This is a genomic window from Caproiciproducens galactitolivorans (assembly GCF_029266045.1).
GTDB classification, from domain to species: domain Bacteria; phylum Bacillota; class Clostridia; order Oscillospirales; family Acutalibacteraceae; genus Caproiciproducens; species Caproiciproducens galactitolivorans.
The window spans coordinates 67,853-82,068 of sequence record NZ_JAJUFJ010000014.1; the positions used below are offsets into that span (position 1 = coordinate 67,853).

Annotated in this window: 19 protein-coding genes and 1 tRNA gene; 17 read left to right on the forward strand and 3 right to left on the reverse strand. The window is 47.7% G+C overall.

The features are described from left to right. Positions 1 to 22: 22 nt before the first annotated feature. Entirely contained in the window at positions 23 to 1,297 is a 1,275-nt protein-coding gene (locus P9B68_RS10325) for a PepSY1/2 domain-containing protein (RefSeq protein WP_135659501.1), read from the reverse strand. Positions 1,298 to 1,479: 182 nt separating this feature from the next. On the opposite strand from P9B68_RS10325, the gene P9B68_RS10330 reads away from it, so the two are divergent. The 8 genes from P9B68_RS10330 to P9B68_RS10365 all read left to right on the forward strand — a co-directional run bounded on the left by P9B68_RS10330 (position 1,480) and on the right by P9B68_RS10365 (position 8,193). Continuing rightward, entirely contained in the window at positions 1,480 to 2,202 is a 723-nt protein-coding gene (locus P9B68_RS10330) for a gamma-glutamyl-gamma-aminobutyrate hydrolase family protein (RefSeq protein WP_277668982.1), read from the forward strand. Between the two features lie 129 nt (positions 2,203 to 2,331). After that, the gene (gene murD / locus P9B68_RS10335) at positions 2,332 to 3,717 is read left to right on the forward strand and encodes a UDP-N-acetylmuramoyl-L-alanine--D-glutamate ligase (RefSeq protein ID WP_135659505.1); all 1,386 of its coding nucleotides are present in this window, start codon (positions 2,332 to 2,334) and stop codon (positions 3,715 to 3,717) included. A 122-nt stretch (positions 3,718 to 3,839) separates the two neighbouring features. Further along, positions 3,840 to 4,856: a M20/M25/M40 family metallo-hydrolase gene (locus P9B68_RS10340; RefSeq protein WP_135659507.1), complete on the forward strand. Its 1,017-nt coding sequence runs from the start codon at positions 3,840 to 3,842 to the stop codon at positions 4,854 to 4,856. Beyond that, on the forward strand, positions 4,856 to 5,890 hold the full coding sequence (locus P9B68_RS10345) for a M42 family metallopeptidase (protein WP_277668983.1): 1,035 nt from the start codon (positions 4,856 to 4,858) through the stop codon (positions 5,888 to 5,890). Before P9B68_RS10340 ends, P9B68_RS10345 begins: the two co-directional genes overlap by 1 nt. Further along, entirely contained in the window at positions 5,883 to 6,617 is a 735-nt protein-coding gene (locus P9B68_RS10350; protein WP_135659512.1) for a GNAT family N-acetyltransferase, read from the forward strand. Before P9B68_RS10345 ends, P9B68_RS10350 begins: the two co-directional genes overlap by 8 nt. A 35-nt stretch (positions 6,618 to 6,652) precedes the next feature. Continuing rightward, positions 6,653 to 6,778: a DUF6440 family protein gene (locus tag P9B68_RS10355; RefSeq protein WP_277668995.1), complete on the forward strand. Its 126-nt coding sequence runs from the start codon at positions 6,653 to 6,655 to the stop codon at positions 6,776 to 6,778. Positions 6,779 to 6,790: 12 nt separating this feature from the next. Beyond that, the gene (locus tag P9B68_RS10360; protein ID WP_277668984.1) at positions 6,791 to 8,062 is read left to right on the forward strand and encodes a methionine gamma-lyase family protein; all 1,272 of its coding nucleotides are present in this window, start codon (positions 6,791 to 6,793) and stop codon (positions 8,060 to 8,062) included. 47 nt (positions 8,063 to 8,109) lie between these two features. Continuing rightward, positions 8,110 to 8,193: transfer RNA gene (locus P9B68_RS10365), tRNA-Leu, on the forward strand. On the opposite strand, the gene P9B68_RS10370 is transcribed toward P9B68_RS10365, so the two are convergent. Both P9B68_RS10370 and P9B68_RS10375 read right to left on the reverse strand, forming a co-directional pair. Beyond that, positions 8,172 to 9,686: a recombinase family protein gene (locus P9B68_RS10370; protein WP_277668985.1), complete on the reverse strand. Its 1,515-nt coding sequence runs from the start codon at positions 9,684 to 9,686 to the stop codon at positions 8,172 to 8,174. The genes P9B68_RS10365 and P9B68_RS10370 overlap by 22 nt on opposite strands. Positions 9,687 to 9,965: 279 nt before the next feature. Next, on the reverse strand, positions 9,966 to 10,310 hold the full coding sequence (locus P9B68_RS10375) for a hypothetical protein (protein ID WP_277668986.1): 345 nt from the start codon (positions 10,308 to 10,310) through the stop codon (positions 9,966 to 9,968). Positions 10,311 to 10,597: 287 nt separating this feature from the next. On the opposite strand from P9B68_RS10375, the gene P9B68_RS10380 reads away from it, so the two are divergent. The 9 genes from P9B68_RS10380 to P9B68_RS10420 all read left to right on the forward strand — a co-directional run bounded on the left by P9B68_RS10380 (position 10,598) and on the right by P9B68_RS10420 (position 14,044). Next, on the forward strand, positions 10,598 to 10,885 hold the full coding sequence (locus P9B68_RS10380) for a hypothetical protein (RefSeq protein ID WP_277668987.1): 288 nt from the start codon (positions 10,598 to 10,600) through the stop codon (positions 10,883 to 10,885). After that, entirely contained in the window at positions 10,882 to 11,112 is a 231-nt protein-coding gene (locus P9B68_RS10385) for a hypothetical protein (protein WP_277668988.1), read from the forward strand. The genes P9B68_RS10380 and P9B68_RS10385 overlap by 4 nt, the downstream gene beginning before the upstream one ends. Positions 11,113 to 11,153: 41 nt before the next feature. Then, positions 11,154 to 11,345 carry a hypothetical protein gene (locus P9B68_RS10390; protein WP_277668989.1) on the forward strand — a complete coding sequence of 64 codons (192 nt, stop codon included), beginning with the start codon at positions 11,154 to 11,156 and terminating at the stop codon, positions 11,343 to 11,345. Positions 11,346 to 11,576: 231 nt separating this feature from the next. Beyond that, a complete protein-coding gene (locus P9B68_RS10395) occupies positions 11,577 to 12,347 on the forward strand; it encodes an ORF6N domain-containing protein (RefSeq protein ID WP_277668990.1) in 771 nt (256 codons plus the stop codon). Next, positions 12,348 to 12,563, forward strand: a complete 216-nt coding sequence (locus P9B68_RS10400; protein WP_277668991.1) for a hypothetical protein — start codon at positions 12,348 to 12,350, stop codon at positions 12,561 to 12,563. Further along, on the forward strand, positions 12,547 to 12,669 hold the full coding sequence (locus tag P9B68_RS10405) for a hypothetical protein (RefSeq protein WP_277668992.1): 123 nt from the start codon (positions 12,547 to 12,549) through the stop codon (positions 12,667 to 12,669). The genes P9B68_RS10400 and P9B68_RS10405 overlap by 17 nt, the downstream gene beginning before the upstream one ends. A gap of 193 nt (positions 12,670 to 12,862) precedes the next feature. Beyond that, positions 12,863 to 13,084, forward strand: coding sequence for a hypothetical protein (locus P9B68_RS10410; protein WP_135660525.1), 222 nt, complete (start codon positions 12,863 to 12,865; stop codon positions 13,082 to 13,084). 409 nt (positions 13,085 to 13,493) lie between these two features. Further along, positions 13,494 to 13,682: a hypothetical protein gene (locus P9B68_RS10415; protein ID WP_277668993.1), complete on the forward strand. Its 189-nt coding sequence runs from the start codon at positions 13,494 to 13,496 to the stop codon at positions 13,680 to 13,682. Beyond that, positions 13,679 to 14,044 carry a hypothetical protein gene (locus tag P9B68_RS10420; protein ID WP_277668994.1) on the forward strand — a complete coding sequence of 122 codons (366 nt, stop codon included), beginning with the start codon at positions 13,679 to 13,681 and terminating at the stop codon, positions 14,042 to 14,044. The genes P9B68_RS10415 and P9B68_RS10420 overlap by 4 nt, the downstream gene beginning before the upstream one ends. The last annotated feature ends 172 nt before the right edge of the window (positions 14,045 to 14,216 follow it).

Genomic DNA, 14,216 nt, shown 5'->3' on the forward strand with positions numbered 1-14,216 from the left:
ATACTGTGCGCTTGCCGGAACGCTATTTCACTAAAATGCCGTCGTCGGATTGGAGCAGAATGAGAATTTGTTCCTCAAAGCCCGTCGTCGCGTTAATATAAACCATCACGCGCTCGTCGTTTTGGCCTGTGCAGGAAAACTCGTAGCAAAGCACTTCGCTCAGCCCGGGGGTAGGTATCAAAGCCAGCCTCCGGCTTTCTATTTTCAGCTTTTTGCTGACGGAGCCCTGCGCTTGGTTCGCGGAGATTTTCGCCTGTACCGTACGGTCGTGGTGGTTCATAATATAGCCCGTGGAGTTGAATCGGACAATTTCGCCGTTGTCCAGCGCCACGGATACCTTGATTAAATCCGGGTAGTAAATAATATCGTTTTTATAGTAGGCATAGTTGATGGTGCAGACACCGTCGTTCATTACATAATAGGTCTGTTTCATATTGGTGATTCCGCGCGCGCTTAAAAAGCTTTCCGCCCTTTTGGAGGCTTCCTTGTAATCGATGTTTTCCGCATTCACCTCGCGCATATTGTCAAATGTGCAGACAAATCCGCCGCGTTTTGTGATGCAAATGCGGATTGTGCCGTTGTTTGCGGTGAAATTATAAGTGGGAAGGTTGCCCTCCGTGTCCTGCGTATGGGCCAGCTTGTCGGCGGTAACCGCCAGAAAGTTCGCGGCGATATTCTGCGCGTTGCCCTGCGGAATTTCCTCGCGCCCTTCTGTCATTTTCGGCTTCATCTGGCTGATATGGTCGGAAAACGGGCCGTCGTAAATCAATTGCGGGAAGTTCGTAAAATCCTGGGCGGTTTTTTTGAATTCGTCCGTCAGCTTGTCCGACTCAATGTCCGTTTTCACGTTCTGAAGCCCGCTCTGCAGGGTTTTCGCGTAATTTCCAAGACTCTGCATTGTTTTGTATTCGCTGTCGGAGATTTTTTGCCCGGCAGAGATTTTTGTGGACATCGTCATGGCGAAATCGCCGACCTGTGTTACGAATTTGGATACGTTATCCAGCGAATGGTCGGTGATCGGCAGGACGGAAAGCGCGGATTTCGCCATGCTGGACTCGCGCATCAATTTGGCGGCCAGCCCGTTTTGCTGTGTGGCGGTATTCGCGTATATGGATTTGTTCAGCGTGGTTTCCATGTTGGAAACACTCGCGCTCAAATCGCCCAGCGCGCGCTTGTAGTTGTAATCAAGATACATTTTATATTTGTTTGCCGAAGCATAGCCCGCCGCTGTTGTGGCGCCCAGCGTTGCAATCAGCGCGATGACCGCTACCAGCGTGGCGGTTCTTTTTTTATCCATAATTCTTCACCCCGTTTTCCTATTTTTTACGAACAGAGCAGAAATATACAGTTTATTTGTTTTTGCGCGATTTTGGTATGCTATAATAGAAAAATGTTCCAATCGTTTTTAATGAACCGGAAAAGGTTTTATATAATAAAAATAAGAACGAGGACGGAAATCCGTCTGAGGAGGTTTTCTTTATGGTGAAACCAATCATCGGGATCACTCCCCTTTTCGATATGGAACTGCAAAGGCTTTGGATACGGCCGAACTATCTGCATGCGGTGGAAGCATCGGGAGGGATTCCGCTGGTTCTGCCTTTGACGCAGGACGAAGGGGACATTGCGGCGCTGGCCCAGCGGTGCGGCGGCTTTTTGTTTTCCGGCGGGCCGGATCCGCACCCGGCGCTTTACGGCGAGGAAACGCTTTGCTTTTGCGGGGCAATTGACAATCGCCGCGACCGCTTCGAAGTTTCGCTCCTGAATCAGGCGGTACAGCTTGACAAGCCGGTTTTTGGTATCTGCCGGGGAATTCAGGTGATGAATGTGGCGCTCGGCGGAAGCCTTTATCAGGATATTCCGGCGCAAGCCGCGGGCGAACCGGTTGCCCATTACCAGCACCCGCCTTACGATGTCCCGGTGCACAACATTGATATTGCGGAAAACAATCCGCTTTATAATATCCTGCAAAAAGCAAAAATCATGGTGAACAGTATGCACCATCAGGCGGTGAAAACCGTTGCGCCCCCGCTCCGCCCTGCGGCAAAATCAAAGGACGGCTTGGTGGAATGCGTTTTTCTGCCGGGCAGACGCTTCTTTTTAGGCGTGCAGTGGCATCCCGAATATCTTTTTGACACGGACAGCGACGCAAAAAAGCTCTTCCGGGCGTTTGTTATGGCAGCGGAAAATAAAAACGCCCTTTAAAAGGGAATTGTGCGGAAGTTTTCCCCCATTGTGTATTTTCACAGGCATTTTTCATGGACTTTGCTTGCTATTTTTACCGCAGGTAAGTATAATATTAACGTTAGTCTTTTAAGCAAGCCGGAGGTGCGTATGGATATTCAAAGTTTTTATCATTCAATAAACGGAAAGACCGTCGGCTTTTTAGGAATCGGCGGAAGCAACCTTCCCCTTATCAAAATGTTTGCCCAGCACGGAGCAGTCGTTTCAGCCCGTGACCGCCGCACAGAGGAAAAGCTTGGGAAAACAGCCGACGATCTGAAACAGCTTGGCGTTACACTCCGCCTTGGAGACGATTATTTGCAGGATCTGAACGAGGAGATCCTTTTCCGCACCCCGGGAATGCGATATTATCTTCCGGAACTTGTTGCGGCGCGGAAACGCGGTATAGTGGTCACCTCCGAAATGGAGGTTTTTTTCGACCTCTGCCCCTGTAAAATTTATGCGGTTACCGGCAGCGACGGCAAGACGACCACGACGACAATCCTGTCCGAAATGCTGAAAGCCGAAGGAAAAACGGTTCATCTCGGGGGAAATATCGGAAATCCGCTTTTGCCCGAAATTGAAAACATCCGCCCGCAGGACGCGGCGGTAGTGGAGCTTTCCAGCTTCCAGCTCATCTCCATGCGCCGCAGTCCGGATGTCGCGGTGGTGACAAATGTCTCCCCGAATCATCTGGACATGCATAAGGACATGCAGGAATATATTGACGCAAAGCGGAATATCCTTTTACATCAGAACGCATTTGCCAGGGCTGTTGTGAATGCGGATAATGCGATTACGGCGGGTTTTGTCAAAGACATCAGGGGGGAGACCCTGTGCTTCAGCCGGAAAGCAAAGTGTGAGCGCGGCGCGTGGCTCAATGACAAAAATGAGATTGTGATGACGCTGAACGGAACCGATACCCCGGTTATGAATGCTTCGGATATCAAAATTCCCGGCGGGCACAATATCGAAAATTATATGGCCGCCATCTGCGCGCTGTGGGGCACGGTGAAAATTGAAAATATGGTCCGGGTCGCCAAGGCCTTCGGCGGTGTGGAGCACCGGAGCGAGTTTGTCCGCGAGCTGGACGGCGTAAAATACTATAATGATTCCATCGGCACAACCCCCAGCCGGACGATGAACGGAATGCTCAAATTATTTGACCGCAAGCTGATTTTAATTGCGGGCGGCTACGATAAAAAAATCCCGTTTGATTCCTTTGGTACTGCGGTTGTGGAGCATGTGAAAACCCTGGTATTGATCGGTGCCACCGCCGATAAGATTGAGGAAAGCGTAAAAGCGGCGCCGAACTACCGAAGCGGAAGCCCGAAAATTCTGCGCGCCCAATCGCTGGAACAGGCGGTGCGGCTTTGCCGCGAGGAAGCGGTTGCGGGGGATATTGTGGCGCTTTCTCCGGCCTGCGCGAGCTTTGATATGTTTCCGAACTATGAAACCCGCGGCGAGGAATTCAAAAGACTGGTGAATCTTTTATAAATAGTTGGTAGGACGCGTATTCGGCGACGGGAAAACAAAGGTTTCCTCCGTTCCCGGGGGAGGCTTGGGATATTGCGTGCTATTTGATATAGATGAATTCAGCGATATAACGGAGTGAAAATATGGACGAACTTAAAGAACTGATTTTTCGGCTTTGTGAAGCGCCCGGAACACCCGGCGATGAAATCACAGCGGCTAAGGTTGCCGCGAAGGAGCTTTCCAAATATACAAGGGCACATATGGACCGGATGGGTAGTGTTGTTGCAAGGTTTGGCAAGCAGGGGGCGAAAAAACATTTTCTGCTTGATGCGCATATCGACCAGATTGGCTTAATTGTAACAAATATTGACGAGTACGGGTTTATCCGCGCGGACCGCTGCGGCGGCGTGGACCGCCGTGTGCTGCCGGGAAGCCCGGTGACGATCTACGGTAGGGAAGTCCTCAGCGGTATCGTATGTTCCACGCCCCCGCACCTTTCCGACGGGAAAGAGGACAAAATCCTGACGGTTGATAAAATGGCAATCGACGCCGGTCTCTCGAAAGAGGAAGCCGACAGGCTGATTCGCCCGGGCGACCGGATTCTCCTGCATTCCGAGCCCAAAAGCCTGCTGGGGACACGCATTACCGCCGCTGGGTTGGACGACCGTGTCGGCGTTGCCGCGATTATCCGCTGCGTGCAGCTTTTGCAGGACGAAGACCTGAAATGCGAGATAACGGTCCTTTTAAGTAGCCGGGAAGAAGTGGGCGGCCAGGGTGCTGTTACCGGCGCTTTCGCCATCAATCCGACCCACGCGCTGATTGTGGACGTCAGTTTTGCTCAACAGCCGGGCATACCTCCGGAAAAATGCGGAAAGCTGGGCGGGGGGCCGATGATCGGCATTGCGCCGCCGCTGAACCGGAGTATGGCGGAACATCTGATGGAAACAGCGAAAAAATGCAATATCCCCTACACGCTGGATGTGATGGGCGGTTCAACGGGAACCAATTCCGACGAAATCGCCATGACGCGCAAGGGCGTGCAGTCCCAGTTGATTTCCATTCCCCTGCGCTATATGCACACACCGGTCGAGGTCATTGACCTTGAGGATGTGGAGCATACCGCCCGCCTGATGGCGGAGTACATAAAGGAGGTGGAATGATGACGGGGTTGAAGCTTTTAAAGCGCCTTTGCACCGCGCGCGGAATTTCCGGCTTTGAGGACGAAGTGCGGGATATTATTTTGAAGGAAATCGAGCCGTATGCCACCAGCATCGAGATTACGCCCCTCGGAAGCATCATTGCCTTCAAAAAGGGAGCGAATCCCCCGAGAACCAAGCTGATGCTGAACGCCCATATGGACGAAGTCGGCATGATCGTTACGTATATTACCGACGAGGGGCTTTTGAAATTTTCCAACGTGGGCGGAATCGACCGTCACGTGCTCTGCGGAAAGCCGGTAACGGTGGGCAATCGCATCCCCGGCGTGATCGGTGCGAAGCCGATTCATCTGCTGGAAGAAGAGGAAAAGGAAAAAGCAGTTCCGGTAAAGGATTTGTACATTGATATCGGGGCAAAGGACCGGGAGGAAGCGGAACAGTACGTACTGCCCGGCGATGCCGTTACCTTCAATTCCATTTTCGATACCTCGCACGGAATGGTGAAAAGCCGTGCGCTGGATGACCGCGCGGGCTGTGCGGTTTTAATCGACATGCTGAAAAACAATCTGGAATACGATATGTATTTTGTTTTTGCCGTGCAGGAGGAAACCGGCTTGAACGGCTCGCGCACTGCGGCGTTCGCAGTGGAGCCGGACGCGGCCATTGTTTTGGAAAGCACTACTGCCGCAGATGTCGCGGGCGTTGACCGTGAAAACCAGGTTTGCAATGTGGGTGGCGGCCCAGTAATATCCTTTATGGACAGGCATACGATTTATGACCGGGAATATTACCGGATGGCGTTTCGCGCGGCGAAAAAAGCGGGTGTGAAGTGCCAGGCGAAGCGTGCGGTCGCCGGCGGCAACGACGCGGGTGCCATTCATGTTTCCCGCAGCGGGGTGAGGACTGTTGCGGTTTCCCTGCCTTGCCGGTATTTACATTCCGCGGTGGGAATGATTGCGCAGGAAGATTACCAGAGTATGCAGAAATTGGTCTTTGAACTGGCGGAAATGATTGCGGGCGGCGGTTCCAATGATTAAACTGACGGAACATATGCAGTCGCTGCTGCCCTTTCACAAAACCGTGTTTGGCTGCCGTATTCTTGCTACCGCCCAGGCTTACGGCCTGAGCGAGCCGTTCGCGCGGTTCTGGATGCAGGATGAGGACAGGGCGGCAATCTGTATGCTGGACGATACCGTCATTCTGGATGTCGGCGCACACGCCGATTATGATGAGCTGAAAGAATTCATCCGTATGACGGGCGCACAGCGCTTGCTTTGCGATGCAGAATCCGCGCAGAAGCTGGGGCACCCGGTTGTTCGCCGCGGAAAGGTGATGGTGTATCAGGGCAATTCGCCGTCGCGTTTGGGGGATTTCGAACGAAATCCCGGTATACGGGAGCTTTATGCGTTGATTTCCGAATGTGCGACGGAAACCTTTGAGCCGCCGGAGTTCGAATCGTTTTATATGGATTTGTCCCACCGTATCCGCCACGACGCGGCGGCCGCGGTCGGCATGCGATTCCAGGGGGAATTGGTTTCCTGTGCCATCTGCTCCGCAAAAACGCAGGATGCGGCGGTGCTTTCCGCCGTATGCGTTCATCCCGAGCACCGGCGCAGGGGCTATGGCCACGGCGCGCTTTCCGCCATGGTGTATCTGATGCGAGGGAAAAAAGTATACATACTGCGTGCCGAGAAGGAAAATGAGGCATTTTACCGTTCCTTCGGTTTTGCAGATTGTGGTGAATTTGTGGAATCGTCCATATAAGGTGTCCGATAGGGAAAGAGAAACTCTTTAAAGTCATCTATTCACAGGGCACCGAAATAGCGCGGATGTTGGTAGACACGGAAACCGGCGTCCACTATCTTCAGACCTTGTACGGCAGCGGCGGCAAGCCGGGGATCCGGCCGGTTTCGAAAAACGAATAATTGGGGAATATAATGATCTATCCATACTTTAAAATTGATAAGAAAATACAGGATGCTGCACAGGAAGCGGCGCGGAAAATCGCGCCCGTACTGGAGCGTATCGAAGAGATTACCGACTATAATCAGCAGAAAATGATGGCGGCGTTCAACGCGGCGGGCGTCAGCGAAAGCCATTTCGCGGCCTCTACCGGCTACGGCTACGGCGACCGCGGCCGCGACGCGCTGGATCAGGTTTATGCCACCGCGTTTGGAGCGGAAGACGCGCTGGTGCGCCATAATTTCGTCAGCGGCACTCACGCGCTTACAGTTGCGCTGTTTGGCGTTCTGCGCCCGGGCGACACTATGCTCAGCGTTACCGGGATTCCGTATGATACCCTTGGCGGCGTTATCGGCATCACCGGCGACGGAAACGGTTCTTTGAAGGAGTTTGGCGTCCGCTACGAGCAGGTGGAGCTGAAGGCCGACGGAACGCCGGATTATGAGGAAATTGAAAAACGGGTAAATCCGGGAATTAGGATGGTCTATATCCAGCGTTCGCGCGGATATAGCCTGCGTCCTTCCCTTTTTGTGGAGGATATTGAAAGAATCGCGAAGATTGCAAAAAAGAAAGCGCCGGGCTGTATCGTTATGGTGGACAACTGTTACGGCGAATTTGTCCAGACCGTCGAGCCGGTCGGGCGGGGAGCCGACCTGATGGCCGGTTCGCTGATTAAAAACCCGGGCGGCGGCGTTGCGCCCACCGGGGGCTATATCGCGGGAAGGAAGGATCTGGTGGAAAGCTGCTCCTACCGCCTGACTACGCCTGGGACGGGCCGAGAAATCGGCGCGACGCTGGGGAATAACCGCGAGCTGTTCATGGGTGCCTTTCATGCTCCGCATGTAACCGGCGAAGCGCTGAAAACCGCTTCGTTTACAGCGGCGCTGTTCAGCCTGTTCGGTTATGAGGTAACGCCGAAATACGACGAGCCGCGCGCGGATATTATTCAGGCCGTCCTGCTTCGCAGGGAGGAAGCGCTCATTGCCTTCTGCAAGGGCGTGCAGAAGGGCGCGCCGGTGGATTCCTTTGTTACGCCGGAGCCATGGGACATGCCCGGTTACGATTGTAAGGTGATTATGGCGGCGGGCGCGTTCACGCTCGGCGCTTCCATTGAGCTTTCCGCGGATGCTCCGCTGAGGGAGCCCTACGCTGCCTGGATGCAGGGCGGGCTGAACTACCACAGCGGTCGCCTCGGGGCCATGCTTGCCGCACAGTCCATGTTGGAACAGGGAATTTTAGGAAAATAAGAAATACTTGCATTAAAGCTATTGTTACGGTATAATAGCTTGTGCACGCGGGTGTGGTGGAATTGGCAGACACGCAAGATTTAGGTTCTTGTGGCAAAACCGTGCAGGTTCAAGTCCTGTCACCCGCACCATTCATATCCGAAAGAGCTATTTTCTGCTCGCTGTCGCCTAAGTTGTAAACAACCTTAACCGTTCCATCTTCATAGGCGTAAACCGCAGAAACGAATGAATAGAGCAAATACTTGTTTTCGTTTTCGCTTTTCTTTGTTCTCGCGGCTATTTTACTAAGCCAAGCAGAAATAGCTTCTTTCGTATATTCTGGAGATTGCATCGTTTCAGCTTCAAGCAACTGATCCTTTAATAATTCTGCTTCACTCTCCAATTTCTCCAATTCGTTTTTTGTGGACTGAGAAAATATTCCTGCTTTGATTGCTCTGATGATGTTATCTATTTCATTCTGATTCTGCCGTATTCTTTCTTTTAGTCCGTTTATCAACTGTATGTTTTTTTGCTTTTCATCATCTTGTTGCAATACAAGGTCTATTATTTTTTCGCGGAATTTTTCGGATAATATATAATTAATCGTGTAATCAATGACTACATTTTCGATTGTTTCTTTTTTAACATTAGACTTGTGACAAGTTCTTAATCGCTTTTTAGTACTGCATTCATAATAGGAATACTTTTCATGATTTCCGCTGCTTTGCCCTACCATTGCGCCGCCACATTCGCCGCAAAATATCTTTCCTGATAAGAGGTACTCAATCTTTGCTTTATGGCTTGCTTGAGTATGCTTATTTTTTTGCATTCTTGTCTGTACGGCGTTCCATTCGTCCATAGAGACGATCGCTGGAATTCCCCCGGGAATTCTGATAATTTTATCATCGGGCTTTGAAGCATGGCTGTTTCGCTTTCCGTTCTCAGACGGAATCTTATTGTAGGTGTATATTCCAATGAACCTCTCATTTCTTAATAACTCATGGAGAGAGTTTTTCCCAAAACTTTTTCCGGCAGCAGTCTTTCTTCCTTGCCGATTCATTTCGTCAATTATTTCTGAATAAGACGCGCCATTCGCATACATGCGGAATATCTGTCGGACAGTTTCGGCATTGTATTCGTCGATAGCGTAAGTTCTGTCTGGATTTACTTTATAGCCCAATAATGGGCGGCCTCCTGTATGCTTGCATTGAAGTGCCACGCCCATGCGCCCCCTTGTTGTTTTCTCCATTAAATCATAGATGTAATATTCAGCTATACCTTCCAAAACGGATTCAAGAATAATTCCCTCTGGCCCGTCAGGTATGTGCTCCATTGCGGAAACTACTTTTACTCCGTTCTTTTTGAGTTTTACCTTGTTAATTGCGCTTTCGTTTCGATTCCTCGCAAATCGGTCAAGTTTCCACACAATCACGGTGTCAAAGAATCCCTTTGTGCTGTCAGAAAGCATTTTTTGAAATTGATCGCGGTCATCCGTTTTGCCGGTTACGCAATCATCGTGATAAATATGTACGATTTTATAGCCGTTGCCAGCAGCAAATTTTTTGCAATCTCTAATCTGATCGTCAATACTTGTCTCTTTTTGAGCATCACTTGAGTATCTTGCGTAAATTACTGCATTTTTCATATAATCCTCCTTGATTTTGGAGGGCTGAGCGGATATAATAATTATACGATTTACGCATCGTCAGCCCTGCTGATGGTAATACACTCCCTCCCATTCGCGATAGGAGGGAGTGTATTTTATATAATCTCCATAATTTAGTAATTTTAAATTGAATTTTTATGTAATAGTGCTAATATATGAATAACGGCATGTCGTGAATACATTAAGTAGGAGTAATAAAAATGAATGATGAAGAATTGCTGAAAATCATTGAAGATTCAAAGAATCCAATAAAAACGGCTATTTATCTTTTGACTGAGATTTTAAAGATCGCGCAACAGTTATAAATGCCTGCTTCTTATCTTCTGGAAGGGTATGGAATATACTCAATATTTCATTCTCAATGTCTGATAGGCTCCTTGCTTCGGCAGGGAGCTTATTTTTTTGCTCGTTACCTGCAATGCTTTCAACGGATACACCAAAATAATTAGATATTTCAACAAGATATTTTTTGTATGATTTGCTTCTACCGTTACGCCAATCGTAAATTATTGACCTCGGTAACCCAATCTCTCGTTCTAGCTCCATATCAGACTTCCCAGATCTGTCAAACAAAGGGAGTATTTTATTGGTGAAAATATCCATTGAAATACCTCCAGAAGAATAATAGTTGTATATATACCTAAATCTCGGTAAATTACGAAAAAACCATTGAATTTCGTAAAACACCGAGATATAATATAGCCATAATCATTTTGATAAATAAAATGAGTACAAAAACAACAGCCTTTTGAATCTAATTTTCAAAAAGCGGACAAACAATAATATTAACCTAGATCATTAATATTATACATTTATTTTGCTTTTTGTCAACGAGTTTCAAGGGCAGAAAGGAGGTTTCTTTAATAAAAATTTTAGAAAGGAATGATATTGTGCCGAATTTTTTGAATCTTTCTACTCCACCAGAAGTGACCAACAAAATCGCAGAACTCAACCAAATTGTAAAAGAGAACCCACTTTCTGTTCCTATTTCGGTAATCGCCAAATTTTTAGACTGCGATGATGACGGCATAAGGGCATATTTAGAAAAATCACCTTATCCGTTCGGAATGGCATGGCAAAAAAGAAATAAGGCAAACAGGGCTTTCAAAGTTCCAACAGCAAAGTTTTATCTTTGGTTTACCAATGGAATTATTTTCAGAGAGGAGGCATCGGTTTGAACCAAGTGTCCACTTTGCAAGTCAGAAAAATGCTGTCAAAATTACAACTTACTGACAAAACTAAAACGCAAAGATGGTTGCTAAAGGAAGTTAAAAAACGCGGATTTTCAACACTTCACGAGCCGCATTTTTCAGACATTCTCAATGGAGTTTATACTGCTAAGCAAGCTCCGCAAGTATTGCAAGCCTGCTATATAGTGTTGAAAGAATTCGGAGCAGCCGAATAAACTTGTCTATCCCTACCAAGCCACAGAAAGAAGGGGTTTCAATGAACGAATTAACCTGCCCGTTTTGTGGCAGTCAAGTAATGAAAAAATGTTTCCACGGCGTAACGATGTTTGAATGTCAGAATCCCGAATGCCTCGCTTGTATCAGTTTTGGCGGTAATAAGCAAGTCGCGGCGGGAATATATGAAGCTGAAAATCCGGGAGCGAATTTCCAGCGCAGAGCAAACACCTAACCCCGGACAAGCCTAAGAAAGGAGGGAAAGAGAGTGGATAAATTTGAAAAGAAACCCGAAACGATGCACTATCAGTATTTTTGAGGGGTTTCACCTTTTTCTGGAATAAAATAATCAGCATGCTTACAAGATGGGGAACTACAATAAGCAACTGCTACTGGCATAAAATCGCCTCCTTTCCCCATGATTCTACATCGAAAAGGAAATTTTTTCAAGAAATGGAGTTTGATTATGAGCAGTCTTGTCAAAATCGGCGGTGCAGAAGTCGCCGTCAAAGAATACCGCGGTCAGCGTGTTGTTACTTTTAAGGACATCGACCAATGCCACGGCAGACCGGACGGAACAGCACGGAGAAATTTTAGCGATAACCGTCATCACCTTGTTGAAGGAACAGATTATTTCATCGTAAAGCCATCTGATTTTCGGAAGTACGAAAAACGTACATCCGGGATTGAATCAAGCAGTATTAACAATCGCGGCACCGCTTTTATCACCGAATCCGGCTACCTGATGCTTGTCAAGTCGTTTACCGACGACCTTGCATGGGACGTTCAGCGTCAACTCGTCAATACATATTTCCGTAAGGGACAAGCTGATGAATCCCTCAAATTGCAGATTCAGCAGGAACGCGCTCATGCAATGCTGATGAATGCAAAAAATCGCGCGCTGAAAACGATCATGCAAACCATCGGTGACAAAAAGCTTTCTGCGATTGCTGCACAGGTTTTTGGATTGACCGCTATTGAAGAAGTCACCGGACAGAAAATTGACTACCGTCCGGAATGTGGCAAACTCTATTCCGCTGGGGAATTAGCGAAAGAAGTCGGCAGTAATCGCATCACAGTTGGGAAACGGGCTACGGCGGCGGGATTGAAAACCGATGAATACGGCATGACCGTCCTGTCAAAATCGGAACACGGACCAAAGCAAGTACCCACATTCATGTATAACGAAAAAGGCCGGAAGAAAGTTTTTGAGCTGTTTGGAAAGGAGGCTAAATAATTGAATTACAACATTCCAGTACGCCTTGTGCAGCTTGGTAAGCACCATAAAGATGTCATTATTGCACTCAGAAAGCGCGGAATTAAAGTAGCACAGTCGGAATTTTCTCGCTATATACACGGCGTAGAGAACCCGCCTAAGTCCGAGTTGGTGCTCTCTGAGGCAGATAAAGTCATCGCCGAATGGGAAAGTGAAGAACATGCAAGAACATGTTAATGTAAACGCTATATCGCTGGAAAAGATGCGCGAATTTGCCAGGCTTACTCTTGAAGCGTTCAAGAAAGATATGGAGGAAGAAGCCAAGCAACGTAAAGTTACATAACTAAGGGAACGGAAAAAATGAGTTTTTTATGACTCGTGAACAAATTGGCTGCGCGCTTGGATATTCAGAGACCCTAGCGATGCCATCCGTAAAATCCATGACCGCCACAAAGAGCGACTGAACCGGTTTTCAGTACAGGACAAATTGTCCGGTACTGATAGGAAGCAATATCATAAGAAGGGCAGGTGATCCAATGAAAGACAAAGATTTTCCAAAAGCAATATTAATCGATAAAGATGGAAGCAAATCTGAAATAAAGGACTGGAGCAGTTATCACTTTTTCATTCAGAAAACCGTGGAGCGGATTCTCCACCAGTTGCAGAACGAAGGGCTGGACGAGCAGGATATAAAAACTTTTTGCGAGCATTTCAGTCAGGAAGTTAAACACTTTTATGAAAATAAATCTGGAAAATAATACTTCCGGCGAAACTTAAGATTGCCGTAATAACTGAAACAATGATTGAAAAAATTCGGCCAGACCATAGATCGTGCAGATGTTCTTTATATTCATCAAATGCTCTTTCTCCCCGATCACATATGATCCAAACTTTATTATATTCGGCCCTCATTCCACAAATATATTCGTTGCCCCATTTACTAAACCCCGTAGTTTCATAATCTACAAAATTAGAATCTCGAGCCTTTTCAAAAGTCCTTTGTATTTTCTTTCCGTAACGCTTTATATAAAAATTCTCATCCTTACCGGAATGCTTAGATATTCTTTTTAACAATTTATATTGATCGTATGTCATCATTTTAAAAGCCATCTCCTTTTTCATAATTTTATAACGGCAAGGAAATATTTACAAGAAGGAGCAAAGCCTATGACTGATAATTACCAAGCATTAATTACAATTCCGGCGACGGATTGCAACTTCATCAGCACTCTCGGACGTGCAGGTAACGATGAATTAACCAAAGCCGAGGAATATTTGAGAACACATCCGTTCGCAAACAAAACCCGTCTGAAAGCGGTGCAACTGGAAATCAGAAAGAGGGCGAAAAAGGAATGAAAAAGCTGAAACCTCAAGAAATTAAAGCCGCAATCGCCTATTTTGAAGAAGCCGTCCATGAATCTGACGAAATCATTTCAGATTGTTCCCCAGCATTGCAAGCAGAGTTAACTGAGCAGAAACAGCATTTTGTGGCTGTGCTAGAAGTATTGCGTCGCATAGACCCAGAAAACAAGCCGCTGACGAATGGAGACTTAATCCGCAGCATGAGTAATGAAAAACTCGCCGTAACGCTCACGTGTCCTAATGAAATGGGTATGGATGAAATTGATTGCGATCACTCCGACGATAAAAATTGCTGTCAATGTTTGCTGGATTGGCTGAATCAACCCTACGAACCAGAACAGGAGGCTACACTATGACCGCGATAATTGACATTCTGCTTTACCTTGTTATCATCGGCACCGCCGTGCTGATTTTTGGAACGCTCCTGTACGGCATAAACCGGCTGATCTTTAAAACCCACCGTATGGACGCGGATGGCGCCCGGATCCATTACAACCGGGAGTACATACGCAGGAGGCTGGGAAAAGC

Bases quoted from the DNA above. Each gene is read 5' to 3' on its own strand.
- P9B68_RS10325 (WP_135659501.1), bottom strand. From the start codon at position 1,297: ATGGATAAAAAAAGAACCGCCACGCTGGTAGCGGTCATCGCGCTGATT.
- P9B68_RS10330 (WP_277668982.1), top strand. From the start codon at position 1,480: ATGGTGAAACCAATCATCGGGATCACTCCCCTTTTCGATATGGAACTG.
- murD (WP_135659505.1), top strand. From the start codon at position 2,332: ATGGATATTCAAAGTTTTTATCATTCAATAAACGGAAAGACCGTCGGC.
- P9B68_RS10340 (WP_135659507.1), top strand. From the start codon at position 3,840: ATGGACGAACTTAAAGAACTGATTTTTCGGCTTTGTGAAGCGCCCGGA.
- P9B68_RS10345 (WP_277668983.1), top strand. From the start codon at position 4,856: ATGACGGGGTTGAAGCTTTTAAAGCGCCTTTGCACCGCGCGCGGAATT.
- P9B68_RS10350 (WP_135659512.1), top strand. From the start codon at position 5,883: ATGATTAAACTGACGGAACATATGCAGTCGCTGCTGCCCTTTCACAAA.
- P9B68_RS10360 (WP_277668984.1), top strand. From the start codon at position 6,791: ATGATCTATCCATACTTTAAAATTGATAAGAAAATACAGGATGCTGCA.
- P9B68_RS10370 (WP_277668985.1), bottom strand. From the start codon at position 9,686: ATGAAAAATGCAGTAATTTACGCAAGATACTCAAGTGATGCTCAAAAA.
- P9B68_RS10375 (WP_277668986.1), bottom strand. From the start codon at position 10,310: ATGGATATTTTCACCAATAAAATACTCCCTTTGTTTGACAGATCTGGG.
- P9B68_RS10390 (WP_277668989.1), top strand. From the start codon at position 11,154: ATGAACGAATTAACCTGCCCGTTTTGTGGCAGTCAAGTAATGAAAAAA.
- P9B68_RS10395 (WP_277668990.1), top strand. From the start codon at position 11,577: ATGAGCAGTCTTGTCAAAATCGGCGGTGCAGAAGTCGCCGTCAAAGAA.
- P9B68_RS10405 (WP_277668992.1), top strand. From the start codon at position 12,547: ATGCAAGAACATGTTAATGTAAACGCTATATCGCTGGAAAAGATGCGC.
- P9B68_RS10410 (WP_135660525.1), top strand. From the start codon at position 12,863: ATGAAAGACAAAGATTTTCCAAAAGCAATATTAATCGATAAAGATGGA.
- P9B68_RS10415 (WP_277668993.1), top strand. From the start codon at position 13,494: ATGACTGATAATTACCAAGCATTAATTACAATTCCGGCGACGGATTGC.
- P9B68_RS10420 (WP_277668994.1), top strand. From the start codon at position 13,679: ATGAAAAAGCTGAAACCTCAAGAAATTAAAGCCGCAATCGCCTATTTT.